Raw genomic sequence first — 17,742 nt, 5'->3', positions numbered from 1 at the left:
TGTAAAATGGTGCGCGTACGCTACGCTCCCTCCCCAACGGGAAGCCCACATGTCGGAAACATTCGAACTGCGCTGTACAACTATCTCATGGCGAGAAGATACAAGGGCAAATTCATCCTGCGCATCGAAGACACCGACCAAACTCGAAAAGTAGAAGGAGCGGTCGAAGAAATTCTCGAAAGTTTGCGGTGGCTAAAACTCGATTGGGACGAAGGTCCAGAAAAAGGCGGAGAATACGGACCCTATTTTCAAAGCCAGCGATTAGAACTCTATCACAAAGTTTGCCAAGAACTTCTTCGACGGGGGGCGGCTTATAAATGTTTCTGCACCCCAGAAGAACTCGAGAAAATGCGCGAATACCAACGCATTAACAAACTCCCCACGATGTACGACCGCCGCTGTCGCTGGAAAAAACAAAGCGAAATCGAAAAACTCGAACAAAGCGGGATGCCCTACGTCATTAGATTGGCGATGCCGACCGAAGGCACTATCGCCTTCGAAGATGCTGTCCGGGGCTTGGTGGAATATGAAGCATCACTCATTGACGACCAAATCCTTCTGAAAAGCGACGGCTGGCCCACATATCACCTCGCCAATGTGGTGGACGACCATTATCAAAAAATCTCGCATGTCATTCGCGGTGATGAATGGATTAGTTCCACACCGAAACATGTCGTTCTCTATCGGGCAATGGACTGGGAACTGCCAGTTTTCGCGCACGCACCGATCATCAAAGGTCCCGACGGCGCAAAGTTGAGCAAACGCCACGGCGATGTTGCATGCTTGGAGTTTCGCGAAAAAGGATATCTGCCGCAAGCCGTCGTGAATTTCATTGCGCTGATAGGCTGGTCTCCGGGGGGGGAAAGAGAATTGATGACCCTCCGAGAAATGGAAGAGTTGTTTTCTCTCGAAGGCATCCAACCTTCGCCGGGAATCTTCGATATCACGAAACTTCAGTGGATGAATGGACATTACATTCGACAACTATCCCCCCAAGAATTGTATCGCACGGTAAAAGAATATGATGCAACGACGAAAAATCAAGAATACCTTTCTTCTCCGAAAAGAAAAATCTTCCATGAGGCACTCGAAAAATTCCCAGAAGAATATGTAACCAAAGCGTTAGTTTTGGAACAAGAACGCGTAAAACTTCTTTCCGAATTTGCATCGGCATGCGCTTTCTTTTTCGAGGAAGAACCCGAACTCGATCCCGCCGCAGTGGAAAAATGGTTCTCACAAGAATACGTGCTAAAACTTTTCGATTTCTTGATTGCGTATTTCGAAAAGAAAATCACTCGAGAAGAAACCACGCAAGCAGATAAAACCCTAACCGAACTCAAAACTTCGTCAGAAGTCAAAACTTCGTTAACGGTGGAAGATTGCGAAAAGGCAATCACAGAAGCCACAGAAAAACTCGGCTTAGAAAAAAGAAGTTTGGCAATTCACCCCACCAGAGTTGCACTTACAGGACGCACCTATGGACCAGGTCTTTTCGAACTCATGGCACTCCTAGGCCCCACCCGCATCCTCGAACGCCTCCACCGCGCAAAAGAAATTGTATTGAGTAAGCAATAAGAATAGGGCAACGAGTGGATAATAAGAACGACGATCCCTCAAGCAAGGCCACCATTGTAAGGTAACGAGTTCGGCTCATGGCTTGAGCCTGCACAAGGTTGGGATAAGGTAAAATCTTCGAAGAACTCCATCAACCAGACAGCCGGGACTTAAGACCACAGATGGTGTTTGATGTGTTGGATCGACGCCATGGGAATACCTAAAGTGATCTTCTTCTGATAAATAATAAACTAAAAAATAGGAATGACTCGCTATGGAATTTGGACAAATCAAGAAACTCAATATCAGAGAAATTTGGCAGCATGAAGCCTACAATTTCACGCCCTGGCTCGCGAAAAATTTGGATAAACTCGGCGAAGCCGTTGGTATGGACTTAGAATTGGTTGAGCAAGAATCCAGCGTCGGTAATTTTTCCCTCGATATTCTTGCGAAAGACTTAAGCACAGGACATCTTGTTATCATTGAAAATCAATTCGGAGATACCGACTTCGACCACTTAGGAAAAATGTTGACCTATGCCGCAGGGTTTGACGCATCGAAAGTAATCTGGATTTCTGAAAACGTGCGCGATGAACATCGACAAACTATCGAGTGGTTGAATCAGCGTACCGATACTGACACGCAGTTTTTCGCCATCGAGATTGAAGTATTCAAAATTGATGATTCTAAGCCGGCTTACAACTTCAAGCCGATTGTTTTTCCCAATGAATGGCGCAAATCCAAAAAAGAAGGTCGAAAAGAAACCCCATCCGCAAGAGGGGAAGCATATCGTGCATTTTTCCAGTCGCTGATTGACGAATTAAGAACCAAGCACTCATTCACGAAAGCGAGAATAGCCCAGCCACAAAGTTGGTACGCTTTTCCAACTGGTTTTTCTGGAATAACCTATGCAGTAGCGTTTTCATACGGGGGGCGGGTGCGAGTAGAATTATATCTTGACATGGGCGAAACCGATGAAAACAAAAAATTATTCGATTGGCTTTATGAGCAAAAACAAAGCATCGAAAGCGAACTGGGAGAATCTTTAGATTGGGAAAGATTGGATGAACGTCGTGCCTCACGAATTGCAATTTATCGAGATGGCTCGATTGATGAAGTAGAAAAATTAGACGAAATCCGAGCCTGGGCGATTCAAGAATTACTCAAATTCAGAAATGTATTTTTGCCTCGTCTAAGGACGTTTAAAAACCGCTAATACGAATCGCAAGTGCTTGGCTGCATGGGACATGTCCCCCACTTGTAAGGCCAGTTACGGCAGAAACTGTCGAGTCAAATAACTCTGTTTAGCACCAATAATTTCTAAGTCTCGTGCTACTATCGAAAGCGTGCGGATACTGTTTCTCGGAGATATCGTAGGAAGGGTGGGGAGGAGGTGTGTTCAGCAATGTTTGCCCTCACTAAAAGAAACTTATAAACCCGATTTCGTACTTGCCAATGGCGAGAATGCGGCTGCGGGGATCGGAATCACCCCTGAACTCGCCGATGAGATGCTCGGTTGGGGAATTGACGGCATAACTCTCGGAAATCATGCCTTCGCGAAAAAGGAAATCACCCCCTATCTCGACCAGACGACCTGCGTTATTCGCCCAGCCAATTTTCCCTCTGATGCTCCCGGAAAAGGCTGGATGACCCTAACCAAAGGAGACCACCAGTTAGGGGTAATCAATCTCTGCGGCAGGATTTTCATGGCGGAATACGATGACCCATTTCGAACTGCCGATCGTCTGATTCGTGACCTCGGAATGACGACGATTCTGATAGATTTCCATGCAGAAGCGACTTCTGAAAAAAACGCTTTCGCATGGTATATGAGCGATAGAGCCAGCGCCGTCGTAGGCACGCATACCCATGTTCAAACTGCTGACGAACGGATCTTAAATGGAAGAACCGCCTACATCACCGACGTGGGAATGTGCGGCGCACAGGAGTCCGTAATCGGCATGGAGCGCGAAAAGGTGCTCAAACGGTTCCTCACCCTTATGCCAGAAAAGTTCGAACCAGCGTCTGGCGCCGGAATCATCAATGGCGTGGTTATCGAAGTCGCTGAGGATGGAACAGCCACGCATATCGAGCGTGTGTTCTGGAAGGACATCACGTGAAAAATAAAAAGGACCATGTAAAGAGAAAGCACATTGTGTAAAAATGGCAGTTCACAAACGGAGGCAAAACAAATGTTCGGATTCGCATTAGGAGTCTTACTGTTCAGTTCTGGATTCCAGCAAGTGGACATCAACATTTACAATGGGACACCCATATCCCAAAACGGGCTGAAGCTCTCACCATGGGGAAGTGGGAGCATCGAAGACTCCGGTGATGTTTCGCTTATCGGTGGTCGCTCGCTGAAAATCGTCACGACGAATTTTTACCAGGGCGGACTTATCGAATTACCAAATCCGATTTCGTTGGCGGAAGCCTCTAAAAGCCCTGAAAACCTTTTGGGTTTGAGTGTGTATGTCATAGGGGTTGCGCCTGGCGGTGAATCCAAGGTGCGACAAATGGAAAATGTCAGGCTCGTTCTAAAGACAACGGACGGAAAACTCTCAGAGGTCATTCTCCCCATAGCTTCGGGAACGACATACACAGACCGCTGGCGACGTGTAGGAATTCCCTTACAAAAAATTCCCGGCTTTTCGAAAACGAATCAAATTCTTTCGGCGATTTACATCAGCGGTGATGGGCGTTCCACGTTTTACGTGGGAGAAATTCGTGTGCTCACCGACCAAACTCCCATCCAGGGTTCTCTACCCTTCAGAGAATTAAATTTAGGACGCGGACAAGAGGTTCAACTCTATGCGACTGCAGAGGCTGGATACAGCATTCTGGAATACGTGTGGGATTTCGATGCAAGAGACGGTCTTCAAGAAGAAGCTATCGGGCAAGTCATTTATCGGAAATTCCGCATACCGGGAGAGTTCACGATTACCTGCACAATTCGCGACATGTTCGGTTTAAAGCAACCCTGGACAGGGACGATCACGGTCGTTGTCAACCCATAAACATCAATTGTCAACCAATAAGAAAGAGTAATTTGCAAAAAGTGTTTCGATTTTTTCCTCCGACAACGGGTTAGACCAAAGAAAAAGACAAATCTAAAAAAATGTGGGAAAGTTGTGGATAAATTTTCTATTATTCGTCGTAGCGCTCCGACTTTTTTCCAAAACCCTTGACAATCACGAATCCTGTTCCTCTATACTCTTTATAAATTGTTTTCTCGGGTCTTTTTAGACTCGAATTTTTTTGCAACGATTTGGAGGTGCATTGTGGGGGCAAGTGAAAGGATTGCCGCTTTCGTGTTGTCGGATGAACTCCCACAACTTTGGGGAATTTCCGACGAAGAGGCTGTTCAAAGAGCGAAGCGTGGAGACGAGCGCGCGGTGGAATGCCTTCTTTTAAGATATCGTCCCCTAATCGAAAACAAGGCACGCACTTTTTATCTTCTCGGAGCAGACCAAGAAGATGTCATCCAAGAAGGCATGATAGGTCTTTTCAAAGCGATATGTGATTTTCGGAGCGAGCGGCGTTCTAAGTTCCGTCCCTTTGCCGAACTTTGTATAACTCGTCAAATTATCACAGCCATAAAAACAGCGAATAGGCAAAAACATATTTTCTTGAATGGCTACGTATCTCTCCATCAAACGTTATCCGATGACAGCAACAGCGCTTTAGTGGATGTGCTTACCGATGATTCGTGCATGAATCTCGAAGAGACAGTCGTGAATCGAAAACTCCCTCTCGAAACTGTGCCTAATCTTTTAAGTTTCTTGGAGGCAAAAGTCTTAAAATGCTATTTAGAAGGGAAGTCGTACGAGGAAATATCCCTTGAGTTGCGATGCGGTCCGAAGAGTATCGACAATGCGCTTCAAAGGGTGAAGAAGAAAATTGCTCAATATTTGAAAGATTAAGGTGTGATCCGGTATATTACTCGTCTGTTAGTCAAAAAGACTATTCGTTTATTGGCAAAACATTTACCTTTATTGGCTTTGAAATGAAACCACATGAAAAAAGGGTGCTTTTACCCGAAAAAACCACAATCGCGATAGCGGACCAGCACCTCTCGGCAGAGTTGATTTCCCGTGCCTTAGAACAGGAAGGGTACGAGGTTACGACAATCCTCACTCGCCCTGATGAATTGAAGGCTTTTATCGAAAAGCCCAAATCGCATCTTCTCATTCTCGACGCAGAGTTTTTGAAGAAGATGGAAGATCGTTCGGGGGGCGCGTCGAAAAAAGCCTTCGAGAAACAAAGGCTGCTTTTTCTTGCAGACAAGCCTGACGACCTTTTTCCACTTCTAAGCCATGAACATGCGCCCGTCGTATTCAGAACTCAAAGTTCGAAAGTTCTGTTAGAAGCTGTGAAGACGATAGCATTAGGAAAGCAATGGCGACAGCCCATTCTCGTTCGAAAAGAACAAAGACGACGCCGAGGGATTGCTCTTTCCCCGCGTGAAAACGAAATAGCAGATCATATCGCAAAAGGCGCATCGAATCGGGACATCGCTCAAGAGTTGAACCTCAGCGAACAAAGCATAAAAAACATCGTGAGTAAAATACTCAAGAAGTTGGGTTTGACGAATCGCGTTCAAATCGCGCTTTGGAAGCTGGGTTTACTCGATGAATGAAAACCGCGTCGTTGGCGTTACTGGTAGGACGTTTGCGCGCATCGTCACGTCGGCGATCGGCATACCCATACTCACGTACGCTGCTCTTGCGAATTCTTTGATCCCTATAAAGACGGTCTGTGCAGTTCTTGCCGTACTTTGCACATGGGAATTCATGCGAGCAGAGGGTTTTTCGAAAAGTCCTTTGACATGGATTGCATTGGGTGCATTTCCGATAGCGATATTTTTATCTAAGAGCGAGCCGAATATCACATGGAGTTCCGTTGCCTGCGGTGGCTTGATTTTGGTTGCCATGGGAGATACGCTATGGAAGGGGGGGGAGGTACGAGCGCTTATTCGGTTGTTATTATGGATTCTTTTGCCTTTTATCAATATCGTCCAACTTCGCGCTTACGATTTACCCAACACTTCTAATTCCTTTACGATCACGAGTGGCTCGATGCTCATGCTTTTTTTCCTATGCCTTTGGGGTGGGGACAGCGCTTCGTTCTTTATTGGGAGTAAATACGGGAAGAGGAAAATCGCTCCGAATATTTCTCCGCAGAAAACATGGGAAGGCGCTGTTGCTAATTTCATAACGTCGCTGATGATCGGAATTCTTTTTGGATCTATTTTCGACATAGGAATTTTCAAGGGCGCTATGGTGGGGGGGATTGTGGGGATTTTCGGACAGATTGGCGATTTCGTCGAAAGTGCATGGAAGAGAACGCGGGGAATTAAAGATAGTGGGAATCTCCTACCGGGTCATGGGGGGATACTCGACCGCTGCGATTCCTGGATTTTTTCTGCCCCTTTCGTCGCTTTATTTTTATCGCTGTGAACGATTTCGATCATAAAAACTTTCTTTCAGAATGAGAACGAAAGTGGGTCACCGCTTGTATTTCCTAAACATTAGATGAAAAACCCCCTCCTTAAAGGTTCCCCCTGCTTCGCAAGGGGAACCGTTTTTTAGGCGATTCCGGTCCAGTTTTAAAAGCATTAGTGAATTTTTTAAAATGACCGTGTTTCTGAACATTTACGAATTAAAAAGAATAAACTCCCCACTTTTAAAGGTTCTTGCTACGTAAGGGAAACCGGTTTTTGGTCAAATCGAACTTATAATCAGTGTTTTTTAAATTCTGGAGCTAAGGGATAGGGTTATAGTCCTCCTGCTTTAGGTTCTCGAGGTCAATGGTTTTAGGTTTTTGGTTAATGTGCGATATTTATAGTACATAAGGCTTGCAAGACGACTCTTCGGAAGTCGCAACTTACGCTGCTTTTAGTGAATTTTCGTACCAACTAAAAAAATTTCTTGCTCTCGAAGGACAGACGCGAACGTCCAATCCGGTTTCTGCACGAACATCATGAATCGTCAAATCGTCGAGAAAGAGCATCTCATCTTTCAAAGCGATATCTGGAACAAGAACAATTCCCCTCGCTTTCTTTTCGGGGGGGTAATTTCGAAGTGTCGAAATGATGTCACGACCCGTTAGCAGCCCTGCAACAGTAATTCCTTCGCCGAAAAAGTGATTCTTTACCACGCATACATCCGCATCGTAATTCGTCCATCGAGAAAGTTCCTCTGCGAACCATTCGATAATCCCCCCCGCTAAAGCGCCGGTGATCAACGTAAGACGCATCTTGGGTTCTATATTTTTCTTCGATGATTTACGAGCCAAGTTCGCGAGGCCTCTTTGGGCTTCATCCAAAAACAATCTGCACGTGCCCACGCCGTCTTCGAGTTGGGGAAAATCCTCGTACCATTTCCGGGAAGGCACGCTCCTTTTTGCGAGAAAAAACCATTCGTCTGAGGGAAAAACGAACCTCGTGCCCAATTCCGAACGGAAACGTCTATGCCATTTTGCCGTTTGCTTCAACAATTTTTGCGCCTCTTCGTAAGTTACCGCTCTGATAGGATACAAATTATGCCGATATTTGCTCAGTCCCACCGGAACTATCGCTACACTCAGAACGCCCCCCCTCATTTTCGACATTCTTGGATGAAGCGACGCTAAGTCTTGTATCGTTTTTTCTAAGGCAGTTCCATCGTTGATTCCTGGGCATAATACAATCTGGCAATGTACGTCGATTCCATGAGAATGCAAATCGTTCAAGCGAGGAAGAATGGGCTGAGGTTCGTTTTTCCCTAATAAAAAACCACGCAATCTCGGATCCGTTGCATGAACGCTCACGTATAAGGGTGAAATCTTTTGGGATTTTAATCTTTCGAATTCCTTCTCGCTCATGTTCGTGAGCGTTACGTAATTTCCGTGCAAAAAACTAAGGCGATAATCATCGTCCATCAAATATAAACTTTTGCGCATGCCTTTGGGCATTTGGTGAATAAAACAAAAAACACATTTGTTATTGCATGTGTGAATTCCATCCGAAACCTCGAAGCGAAATTCGATACCGAACTCTTCCCCCCAATCTCGTTCGATGTTTTTTAGAAGGTACTTCCCATTTCTCAAAAGGCCGATGCGCACATGTTTTTCCGAAGAGAGGTAGCGAAAATCGATGACGTCTTTTATGGGCTTGTCGTTGACTTTTATAATTACATCCCCGGCTAAAACCCCTCCCCTTGCTGCCGGGGAATTTTCTGAAACACGACAAACTTCCAGACCCTTTTGTTTAGGGACAATTAATTCAGACACGAAGGAGATTAAACCACCCTACACGTTGCTCAAATCTGTAACGACCTCTATTCCCTCTGGTGCCGTCAAAGAGTAACGGAATTCATCGTCTTTATACTCCCACTCTACGGATATCGCACCTTTTGGCGTTGGGTAAGAACCCGAAACCTTCGATAAACCAATGGGATAAGGGCAGAAAAGAACTTTGGAAAATCCTGGACTAATTGGTACAATACCGAATTGCTTGCCTTTCAAGAAGTAACCTGGTCCCGCACTCCAAGCATGACATTGGCTCCGAGTCCATCTCCCCGCAGAAAGGTACCCAGGAAATAATTCCCAACACGTAGTAGCACCCTTATCCAGCATAAAGCTCCATTTTTCGCGAATTACTTCGAGAATTCGTTCATTTTCTTTGATTTTCTCTAAATATTCGAACAAGAAAAAGTAAAAGAATGGCGTGCCGGGCTGAACGAAACTCTCCGAAGCTTTTCCGGTAAGAATCTCCTGGATCCTGCTCATTCTCTCGGGCTTTGGCATGTTCGCTAAAGCAAGAACGCACTGTGTCTGCACACTAAAAACGTCGGATTGTTCTCCGGAGGGTTTCAAGCAGTCTGTAAATGCTCCTTTCTCGTCGTTCCAAAGAAACTCGTTTGAGGCTTCCGAGATAAGGTGCGAGACCTCTTTGCACCATTCCGCATCTTTATGCTCTTCTAAAACCGTCGCGGCTTTCGCCGTGGAATCTAAAGCCCAACAAAGCCATCCTTGATTTGCTGTGACTACCCCTTTGTGCGGTTGGTCCATCGGCGCCCAATCCGTCAAATTCCAAGCGTCCATTTCGAAAAGGTTCCGGTCGTTGAGATGCTTTGCGGCGTTTTTCGCCTGAAGGAGCATTCTCGGATAAATCTTTCGGAGGAATTCGGTATCTCCCGTGAACCAGTAATGCTCGAAACATGCGATAGCCCAAAGAAAACTCCAAGCGGGGATGATCACAGGCCAGGCGCTCGGAACGTGGCTTTCAACGAGTGGACTACGCGTTAGACTCTCTCCTGCAAGTTCGAGACACCTTCGAGCGAGCGGATAGTCCCCAAAAACCGCATAATTGACAAGCGCTTCGATACGGGCATCACCTACCCAAAAAGTTTGTTCGTAGGTCGGGCAGTCTACAAATGTGTCTTCGCTGCACAATTTCGAAGTGAGGGCACACATTTCAAAAATTTTGTTCAACTTTTCTTCAGAAGACTGAAAAACTGCTATCGGCTTACAAGGATAAGTCGATTCAATAACTCGAAAATTTCTTATACAAACGTCCTTTCCCTGAATCACAACGAACCTACCACCCCTCCGATGAAGGCTTTCGAAGGCAAATGTACCTTTTGGTACATTTACTATCCATGTATTGCTCATTTCCCAACAAAAATCCGGCTCTCCGTTTTGAAAGCCTTCGAACTCGTTGAAGAAGACTTCGGTGTCTTCATCTGCCTCCGCTTCAAAAGCCCAGCGACCAACGGTCATTCGCCCTAAGTCGAGGATGATTTGGCATTCCCCTTCGCCCGGGTTGCCGAGTCTTATTTCATCGGGGTGTTGCGGGATAGGTTCAGGGGAAATTAACTTGGCGAAAGCTGTTCGTGAAAACGCCGGAGCGAAATCAACACAAGGAGAATCTGAGGGGACAATCTTTGCCAGGGGATGATTCGTAAACGTTTCGAAATCGGAAATAGAGTATGCGCTTTGTACTGCTTCCGCTGAATCGAAGGGTCCGAGCACATAGAAAGGGCCCGGGATTTGCAAAGCGACGTCGTCGACGGTCGTTTGCAAGGTCCACTCGTGGGACGTTCCAGAAACATCAAACACTATAAAATTCTCTCCTGGCTGTGCCTGCCCAATGAGTGCTGTTCCGTTCCCAAGCGAGCTGTGTCGTGTCGGGATTTTCGTCATTTCCACGCCGTTCAAACGTCCTTTGGCGCCCATCCAAAACCATGGTGCCGGGAATTCGAAAATGAGTTCTCGAGAATGTTTCACGTGAAACAAAAATCCGACGAGTCCAAAGACTTCCCTCGGAGAAGCGTCCAAGATATTAGGAAACAAAAAACGTCGGAGCGAGAGATTGATGGTCGTTTCCGGCGGTTTGACCACTGCCGAACGTGCTATAGAGACTCCAGAAACGATGCCAGTATCGGCTATGGAAAGAGGGGCTTTTATTAGTTCCCTGTTTTGCGTGACTTCAACTGCAGGTGTTGTTTTCTTTGCAAAGCAAGAATGAATGAGTTCGGGTAGGGGGGATCCTGGGGGTTCAAGCCATCCTTGCTGACAAGAGATACGAAACTCTTTTAAAGTTCCGAATGGTCGAGGAGAACACTCCCAAGAAGAGTCGGTCCCGATTATAGGTTTGCCGTCGGCTTGAATCTCCGCGATAACTCCTGATGGTGCGGGAATATAGCGAAAGGTTCCAACGCCAATTGCATGGGCGAGAATGAGGATCTCGTTATCTCCGGGTTTTAAGTAATTTCTTATGTCATAAGAATCGTAGTACCACGGATTCGGGAAACTTCGAATCGGGCCGCTGCCGACTCTTTTTCCATTTACCCACACCCAATATTGACTATCTGCAGTTATGTATAAATCTGCTTTAGAAGGTGTACTGTTGAGTACAAAAGGTTTTCGAAAGGCTGTATAATAGTTCCATTCACCCACTGTCTTTTCCGAATCCCATACCCATTTCGCCGCTTTAAACATATAAACATGGAATTTATCACAGAACTTTAGTTCGTAAAGGGCAGTAGGTATAACCAGAAAAGAAAATGCACCCAGTTGTGTTGGCTGAAGGACTTTCAAAAACCTACGTTTCCACGAAACGAGAGGGGGGGGTCTTTGGTGCATTGAAAAGTCTATTTGCACCGACAAGGGTTCATATCGAGGCTGTGAAAAATGTTAACCTAAAAATCGACCAAGGGGAGCTCGTGGGGTTTTTGGGTCCTAATGGAGCGGGAAAAACCACCACACTCAAAATGCTGACGGGGATTTTATATCCGACATCGGGGCGTGCAGAGGTTCTTGGATATATCCCATGGGAGCGGCGACCGGAGATGCAAAAACAGATCTCATTAGTGATGGGAAACAAAATGCAGCTTTGGTGGGATTTGCCCGCATGGGATAGTTTTCTCGTGCTGAAAGAAATTTACGAAGTTTCTGATAGCGATTTCAAGAAAAGAACAGATGAACTCGTAGAGATGCTACAACTCAGCGATAAAATCCACATTCAAGTTCGGCGTTTGAGTTTAGGCGAAAGAATGAAATGCGAATTGATAGCATCTCTTCTTCACAATCCTCGCGTTTTGTTTTTGGACGAACCGACTCTCGGATTAGACGTCGTTTCTCAAAAACGAATTCGCGATTTTCTCAAAGAACACAACCGCAAGCACGAAACGACGATATTGATGACGAGTCATTATATGCAAGACGTTGCAGAAGTTTGCGAGCGGGTGATTGTGATTGACCATGGAAGTTTAATTTTCGATGGTTCTTTACCACATCTCGTGAATACCTATAACCCTGGGAAAAGATTACATTTGATTTTTCAAGAAAGCATCAAAACTTCTTTGGAAGAATACGGACGTGTGATTCAACAGAGTGATAACGAAGCGATCATAGAAGTTCCACGCAATCAAACTTCAGTAATTGCATCGCGTTTACTTCAAGAATTTCCCATTGCGGATATTTCTATAGAGGAAGCAGATATCGAAGACGTCGTGCGTGAGATGTTTTTAAGACATCAAAACGAACCTTTTGCTGAAACGACAAGGAAATGAAACATGAGTGCGATAGAGAACAAAGAAACTATCGAAGAAGTAATTTCCAAATTAGCGGAGCGCGCGTCTGGATGCACATCATGCGGTCTTGCGTTGAAGCGTCGTTCGGTGGTTTTCGGGGAAGGGAATCCGCGCAGTCCGCTCGTTTTGGTGGGTGAAGGGCCCGGAGAACAAGAAGACAAAACTGGGCGTCCATTCGTAGGTCCTGCGGGACAGATTTTGGACCGGGCTTTATTAGACAACGGTCTCGATAGGAACGATGTTTATATTTGCAACGTCGTAAAATGTCGCGCTGCGGATTGGCTGGGCGAGCATGCGACGAATCGCCCCCCCTCGAGCGAAGAAATACAATCATGCTCACAATGGTTAGCTCCTCAATTAAGCGCTATCGCACCGAAGGTGATACTTTGTGTTGGTGCCCCGAGTGCGAATGCATTAATCCAAAAAGGGTTTCAAATCACGAAAGATAGAGGAAAATTGTTTCCTTGTCGTTATGCGAAATATGCTATTGCCACACTGCATCCTGCTTATATCCTTCGGCAAAGGGGCAAAGAGAGCGACGGAGGTTATTCGCTGCTCGTAAAGGATATCGCTCTCGCGTATACCATTGCGACTACTATCGAATGAAAAAATCCCCGGCGCGTCGAAGTTAAGTCGAGGTGAAATCGGTTGCCGTTAAATCACAGCGTCTCGCTTGGCAGTTTTAGAATCTCGAATCGGTTTTACGGCGACTACATTTTCTTCTTCGAAATCCAACAGTTTCAGCCAATCTTCTATGGAATCGCTTTTCGGGAAAATTTCGTTTTCGCGATACTCAGCGCGAACGGCTTCCTTCAAATCGTCCAAACGAATCCCGTGGGGTTTATCCGGTTCTGCAATGGCACGTTTAATCGCAAAATCCTTCGCTCTGTCTACGACGGACTTTACTAATGCGCCGCTGATGAGATTTTTCCAATGAAGTGTTTGCATGCTGCCGTTGCTAAAATACACACGAATGAACTCCGTCTCCGGATTCGTTCTCCAGATGAAAGATGTGATCGTGTCGATCATGCAGGAACGCGCCGCTTCGGCATCCCCCCCTTCTGCAGCGAGAGCTTCTGGGTCGAGCGGTAATCGAGGATGCAGATAAATCGAAAAAATTTCGCGCGTCGCTTCCATGTTCGGGCGACCGATTTTCACTTTGCGGTCTATTCTTTCCGGACGCAATAATGCAGGGTCTATGTAATCGGGACGGTTGCTCGTCAAAATCAAAACGACGTTTTCCAAATCCACGAGCCCATCCAGTTCTGCACAGAATTGCGGAACGACGGTATTGCTAATATTGAGCCATTTCGAATTGGAACGGGTACGCAAAACGCTCTCCGCTTCGTCGAAAAAGATGAAAACGAGATGGCCTTCTTTTGCGCGCTGGCGTGCGGTCTCGAAAATTTCGCGAACCATTCGCTCCGTTTCGCCGAGCCACATGTTCAAAATTTTTGGACCGCTGATATGCATGAAATATTCTTTGACTTCTCTTCCGAGTTTTTTGCTGTATTCTTTAGTGAGATTCCATGCCGTGGCTTTGCCTATCAATGTTTTTCCGCAACCGGGTGGTCCGTATAACAAAATTCCCTTAATCGGTTTTTTATCGTATTGCTTGTAAAGTTCCGGATACAAGATAGGATGCTCGATGGTTTCTTTGATGAGTGCAATCGCTTCGTCTTGACCGCCGATTTTGTCCCAGGTAATTTCCGGCACAGTTTCGAAAAAGTATTCACGAGTCTCCGTTTTGGGAATATGCTCCGTCGCAACTTTGAAATTCGGTTCGATGCGAACCTCGTCTCCGGGTTTGATTTGCGCATCTATTAGCGAATGCGCGCGAACGACGACTCTTCCGATGGTTCCCGTAGCGTCTTGGCTCACGCGCAAGCGATTTTCATCGAGAATCTCCGTAACCTTCATGATTTGTCCGCCCGTGTGCGTTTCCATGATTCCGATAATCGCATAGGCGTCGTTCACCTTCACGCGTACTCCTGTTTTCAGTTCCTTTTTCTCGATACGTGGGTCTATAGAAACGACTAACTCATTGTCTCCCACAGCGATAAGGGCTATCTCTTCGTCTAGCATTTCCAGGAAAACACCGGTTCTATTTGCAGGAGAAGTCAGTTTTTCATAGGCTTGTTCGTACTCCTTGACGAGTCTTACGACCTCCTCGTACTTCTTTTCGTCTTCTTCCAATGCGTCTACTAAAGCCGCTATATAGTTCCGAAGGCGCGTGTTGTCTTGAGGGATGAGTGAAATAATCTCATCGAGTAGGCGTCTGGTCTTTGTTCGGTTTTCCATAAACTTCTTATTCTCTACGAAATTTTGACGAAAGATACTCCTGCCAGGTTTTGATTATAGGTAATTGTACTACTTATTCCACAATAAACATAAACTTACAAGGTTTCAGGTAAAGGGCTATAGGTAGTTTCAATTAATGAACGCCATAACAGCAATTACAATTCCTGGCTGGGATATCTTTTTTTTTGAAAGGATGCTTCTTATAACCACCTAACCGTTAGAAACAAGAGCCAAAAATCGCTTCCAAGGTGGCTTCTGCTGCTGCCTCGGAGACGGTGTGAGTAACCCTTGCAGAGCCTGTAATCCTTTTGCCCAATGCCTCGGCTAGAACTGTGACTTGTCTGGAATCTGCACCGGCTCTTCGCTCCATCACCTCGAGCAACCGAATTCCCGCATTCGGGAAAAGTTCTTTTAGCGCTTCCGCAACGGCGGCGGCGGCGGCAAAGCTTTCTTGAGACGCACCCACGTGCACCCCAGGGATGAATCCTATTTCCGTTTCGAGCACCGCTACCGCCTTCATGATGCCGGCATTCCTTCCTACATTCAGAGCGACCAAACGAGGGGGGGTATGCACTTTCGGTGGATGCGTATTTTCTTCAGTAGTTTCTTTAACTTCTTTAACTTCTGGTTTGGAAGATGGCTTCGACGCGGTACATGATTTACTCGCTAAATTAATTAAATTGTCTACGGTTGCAGCGTAGTGGATGTCTTTTCTTTCTTTCGTTCTCCGTCCGCCTTGAACTCCTACCGATGCGCTAACGCTTCCATTGACAGATGAGATTCTCATTGAATCTATTTTCGCTTTTATTTCTTTGGCAAGTTTTTCTGCTTCTGCACGGGGGCGGAGAGTGCCAATCGCGAACTCGTCTCCAGCATAACGACAAAGATGTTCCAAGGCGGGGTCTATCAAAGAGCGCAAAAGTTCAGCTATCGTTTCGAGAACTTGGTCTCCGACGATGTGCCCGAATTGTTTATTGAAAACCCCGTAGTTATCGAGGTCTATAAAGATAATGGAAATTTCTTTCCCTTGGCGCAAATTATTGATTCCCCATTCTCGCAAGGAATCACTCCAGGGTAAGCGCGTAAGCGGATCGAAATTTCTGCCCAACTCATGGAGTAAATCGTGCGCACTGATAATCCCATAAAAACGCCCGGATTCGACAACGGGCAATCTCGAGAGTTTTTTTCTGGACATCAGTTCCGCAACTAAATTGAGAGGCGTATTTAGTTCTACGGTTTCGATTTCCCTTCTCATGACCTCTTCGACTTTGCAATCTTCTGGAACGCTGACGAGATCTTCTAAACACACAACTCCTACATATTCTTCTTTATCGAGAACACCCAATGCGCTCACACCATGTCCTTTCATGATAATCAATGCTGTTCTGACTTGATGCTCTGGGTTCACCCATAGCGACCAGAGTGAAAGGTCACGAACACTTTTTATGTGCGGGATAAGCGAGCTACCCTCTTTTCGATGCGGATAAGACGTATCGTCATGGGAGAAAGCAGAAAACGATTTTCCGAAAAAATCAGCCATAAAGGTTCTTTCTGATTCGCGATAAACAACGACTAATGCAGTTTTTCAACCCTGGTTCTCCGTCTTTCAATGCTCGCTCGCACTGCTTATACAAGCGAAAAACCTCTCCTGGAGCAACATCGAGAAGGGTTGCGACCTTCTCTTCGCCAATTTCGGCAACTCCACGCAAGATATAAATCGCGAGCATCAATGAACATTTTGGTTTTCCTTTACAAATTCGCAAGTTCATGCATCGAGAAATGGCTTCCTCGGTCAATTCTTTTAGGTGAGCGTACGTTTTTTCTGCCAGGTACGGCTCTAAGAGCCCCATCAGCCTGAGCGGGTCGAGACGCTTCAATTTATTCCCGACGCTTATTTTTAGACGGGTCAAAGCCCCCAAAAGTGAGCGCCCATTTCCTGCGACGCTCTTCGCAATAAGCCTTATTGCCTCAGGTCGAAGGTGGATGCCCTCGAGGTGGCAAATCTCACGAACTGCGGATACCTTTTCTTCTATGTTCGGTTCATCGAGGGTGACTACTTGCCATCGCGATGGAGAGGGGAGCAAACTTCGAAGAGTAGTTAAGCCATTTGGAGACGCCGCCAAGAATGTGGGTTTTCCCGTGCGGATGCGCTGCTCTAGATGACGGAAGAACAATTGGCGGTTTTTTAAAGAATGATAGATTTCTTGAACGTCGTCCAGAATCAACACTCGCGTTTTTTGATAAAGTTGCGCATTCGACAAAAAGTCAGAACAAGAAAGGCGTTTGACATCGCCGGGAAAACGTTTTTGCAAAGCCTTTTCGGTGGAATGCAACAGCAGTGTTTTACCCCAACCTGAAGGTCCGACAATCGCTGCAAACGAAGTAAAGCCTTGAGCGAATGCGCGTGCGACATTCAGCGCGGAACGGTTGGAATCGAATTCGGCAATTCCTGAAAAAGAATCGGCTGCCCATGTGTAAAAACCCTTTCCTTGTTTCGCCAAGCACTTGTTCTCCATATTTCTTCCCCTCTACGCATGTCAAGATGCGGACTACTTTATCCAATGGAGATTTAGTCATGCAAGGGCACAGGTGTGGAAAACCTGAAGATATTCTGGAACTTTATTTCCGAAATATGTTAAATCACGCCTTCAATCCACGAAACTAAAATAGCTCGTTATACATCTGTTGGGGGATTCTTTTACGAATACACAATTTGCCCCCCCCGGATATGCTCTTTTTAATTTATTCTTTCCTATGCTTGCTCTATGCAACTGAGGGGCGCAGCATTCATAAAACTTGAAGTGGATTC

General features: G+C 45.9%; 14 protein-coding genes. 9 read left to right on the top strand and 5 right to left on the bottom strand.

Annotation, left to right across the window (positions count from 1 at the left end):
- Nucleotides 1-6 precede the first annotated feature (6 nt).
- The 7 genes from gltX to VNK96_03405 all read left to right on the top strand — a co-directional run bounded on the left by gltX (nucleotide 7) and on the right by VNK96_03405 (nucleotide 7,013).
- Nucleotides 7-1,575 (top strand): glutamate--tRNA ligase, encoded by a 1,569-nt coding sequence (gene gltX, locus VNK96_03435; protein HWP30767.1) that lies wholly within the window; start codon nucleotides 7-9, stop codon nucleotides 1,573-1,575.
- Nucleotides 1,576-1,828: 253 nt separating this feature from the next.
- Entirely contained in the window at nucleotides 1,829-2,770 is a 942-nt protein-coding gene (locus VNK96_03430) for a DUF4268 domain-containing protein (GenBank protein HWP30766.1), read from the top strand.
- Between the two features lie 130 nt (nucleotides 2,771-2,900).
- Nucleotides 2,901-3,674: a TIGR00282 family metallophosphoesterase gene (locus tag VNK96_03425; GenBank protein HWP30765.1), complete on the top strand. Its 774-nt coding sequence runs from the start codon at nucleotides 2,901-2,903 to the stop codon at nucleotides 3,672-3,674.
- 72 nt (nucleotides 3,675-3,746) lie between these two features.
- Nucleotides 3,747-4,571 carry a hypothetical protein gene (locus VNK96_03420; protein ID HWP30764.1) on the top strand — a complete coding sequence of 275 codons (825 nt, stop codon included), beginning with the start codon at nucleotides 3,747-3,749 and terminating at the stop codon, nucleotides 4,569-4,571.
- A gap of 264 nt (nucleotides 4,572-4,835) precedes the next feature.
- A complete protein-coding gene (gene sigH, locus VNK96_03415; protein ID HWP30763.1) occupies nucleotides 4,836-5,477 on the top strand; it encodes an RNA polymerase sporulation sigma factor SigH in 642 nt (213 codons plus the stop codon).
- Nucleotides 5,478-5,560: 83 nt separating this feature from the next.
- Nucleotides 5,561-6,193, top strand: a complete 633-nt coding sequence (locus tag VNK96_03410; GenBank protein HWP30762.1) for a response regulator transcription factor — start codon at nucleotides 5,561-5,563, stop codon at nucleotides 6,191-6,193.
- Complete coding sequence (locus VNK96_03405) at nucleotides 6,186-7,013, top strand: phosphatidate cytidylyltransferase (GenBank protein ID HWP30761.1); 828 nt, start codon at nucleotides 6,186-6,188, stop codon at nucleotides 7,011-7,013. Before VNK96_03410 ends, VNK96_03405 begins: the two co-directional genes overlap by 8 nt.
- 427 nt (nucleotides 7,014-7,440) lie before the next feature.
- On the opposite strand, the gene VNK96_03400 is transcribed toward VNK96_03405, so the two are convergent.
- Together VNK96_03400 and VNK96_03395 are read right to left on the bottom strand one after the other, a co-directional pair.
- Entirely contained in the window at nucleotides 7,441-8,826 is a 1,386-nt protein-coding gene (locus VNK96_03400; protein ID HWP30760.1) for a DUF512 domain-containing protein, read from the bottom strand.
- Nucleotides 8,827-8,844: 18 nt separating this feature from the next.
- Entirely contained in the window at nucleotides 8,845-11,538 is a 2,694-nt protein-coding gene (locus VNK96_03395; GenBank protein ID HWP30759.1) for an alpha-L-rhamnosidase C-terminal domain-containing protein, read from the bottom strand.
- A gap of 65 nt (nucleotides 11,539-11,603) precedes the next feature.
- Between VNK96_03395 and VNK96_03390 the strand changes: the two genes are divergently transcribed.
- Together VNK96_03390 and VNK96_03385 are read left to right on the top strand one after the other, a co-directional pair.
- Nucleotides 11,604-12,611, top strand: coding sequence for an ATP-binding cassette domain-containing protein (locus VNK96_03390; GenBank protein HWP30758.1), 1,008 nt, complete (start codon nucleotides 11,604-11,606; stop codon nucleotides 12,609-12,611).
- Nucleotides 12,612-12,614: 3 nt separating this feature from the next.
- Nucleotides 12,615-13,238, top strand: coding sequence for a uracil-DNA glycosylase (locus tag VNK96_03385; protein HWP30757.1), 624 nt, complete (start codon nucleotides 12,615-12,617; stop codon nucleotides 13,236-13,238).
- A gap of 48 nt (nucleotides 13,239-13,286) precedes the next feature.
- Here the strand turns inward: VNK96_03385 and VNK96_03380 are convergent, their stop codons facing one another.
- The 3 genes from VNK96_03380 to VNK96_03370 form a co-directional block, all read right to left on the bottom strand.
- The gene (locus VNK96_03380) at nucleotides 13,287-14,933 is read right to left on the bottom strand and encodes an AAA family ATPase (protein HWP30756.1); all 1,647 of its coding nucleotides are present in this window, start codon (nucleotides 14,931-14,933) and stop codon (nucleotides 13,287-13,289) included.
- 217 nt (nucleotides 14,934-15,150) lie between these two features.
- Nucleotides 15,151-16,473, bottom strand: a complete 1,323-nt coding sequence (locus VNK96_03375; GenBank protein HWP30755.1) for a CBS domain-containing protein — start codon at nucleotides 16,471-16,473, stop codon at nucleotides 15,151-15,153.
- Complete coding sequence (locus VNK96_03370; protein ID HWP30754.1) at nucleotides 16,466-17,449, bottom strand: DnaA/Hda family protein; 984 nt, start codon at nucleotides 17,447-17,449, stop codon at nucleotides 16,466-16,468. Before VNK96_03370 ends, VNK96_03375 begins: the two co-directional genes overlap by 8 nt.
- Nucleotides 17,450-17,742 lie beyond the last annotated feature (293 nt).

Source organism: Fimbriimonadales bacterium, assembly GCA_035559795.1.
GTDB lineage: Bacteria > Armatimonadota > Fimbriimonadia > Fimbriimonadales > ATM1 > DATMAR01.
The sequence above is the reverse complement of the archived record's forward strand: the minus strand, read 5'-3'. Positions and strand labels throughout refer to the sequence as shown.

Bases quoted from the DNA above. Each gene is read 5' to 3' on its own strand.
- VNK96_03370 (HWP30754.1), bottom strand. From the start codon at position 17,449: ATGGAGAACAAGTGCTTGGCGAAACAAGGAAAGGGTTTTTACACATGG.
- VNK96_03380 (HWP30756.1), bottom strand. From the start codon at position 14,933: ATGGAAAACCGAACAAAGACCAGACGCCTACTCGATGAGATTATTTCA.
- VNK96_03395 (HWP30759.1), bottom strand. From the start codon at position 11,538: ATGTTTAAAGCGGCGAAATGGGTATGGGATTCGGAAAAGACAGTGGGT.
- VNK96_03375 (HWP30755.1), bottom strand. From the start codon at position 16,473: ATGGCTGATTTTTTCGGAAAATCGTTTTCTGCTTTCTCCCATGACGAT.
- VNK96_03390 (HWP30758.1), top strand. From the start codon at position 11,604: ATGCACCCAGTTGTGTTGGCTGAAGGACTTTCAAAAACCTACGTTTCC.
- VNK96_03430 (HWP30766.1), top strand. From the start codon at position 1,829: ATGGAATTTGGACAAATCAAGAAACTCAATATCAGAGAAATTTGGCAG.
- VNK96_03420 (HWP30764.1), top strand. From the start codon at position 3,747: ATGTTCGGATTCGCATTAGGAGTCTTACTGTTCAGTTCTGGATTCCAG.
- gltX (HWP30767.1), top strand. From the start codon at position 7: ATGGTGCGCGTACGCTACGCTCCCTCCCCAACGGGAAGCCCACATGTC.
- VNK96_03405 (HWP30761.1), top strand. From the start codon at position 6,186: ATGAATGAAAACCGCGTCGTTGGCGTTACTGGTAGGACGTTTGCGCGC.
- VNK96_03410 (HWP30762.1), top strand. From the start codon at position 5,561: ATGAAACCACATGAAAAAAGGGTGCTTTTACCCGAAAAAACCACAATC.
- VNK96_03385 (HWP30757.1), top strand. From the start codon at position 12,615: ATGAGTGCGATAGAGAACAAAGAAACTATCGAAGAAGTAATTTCCAAA.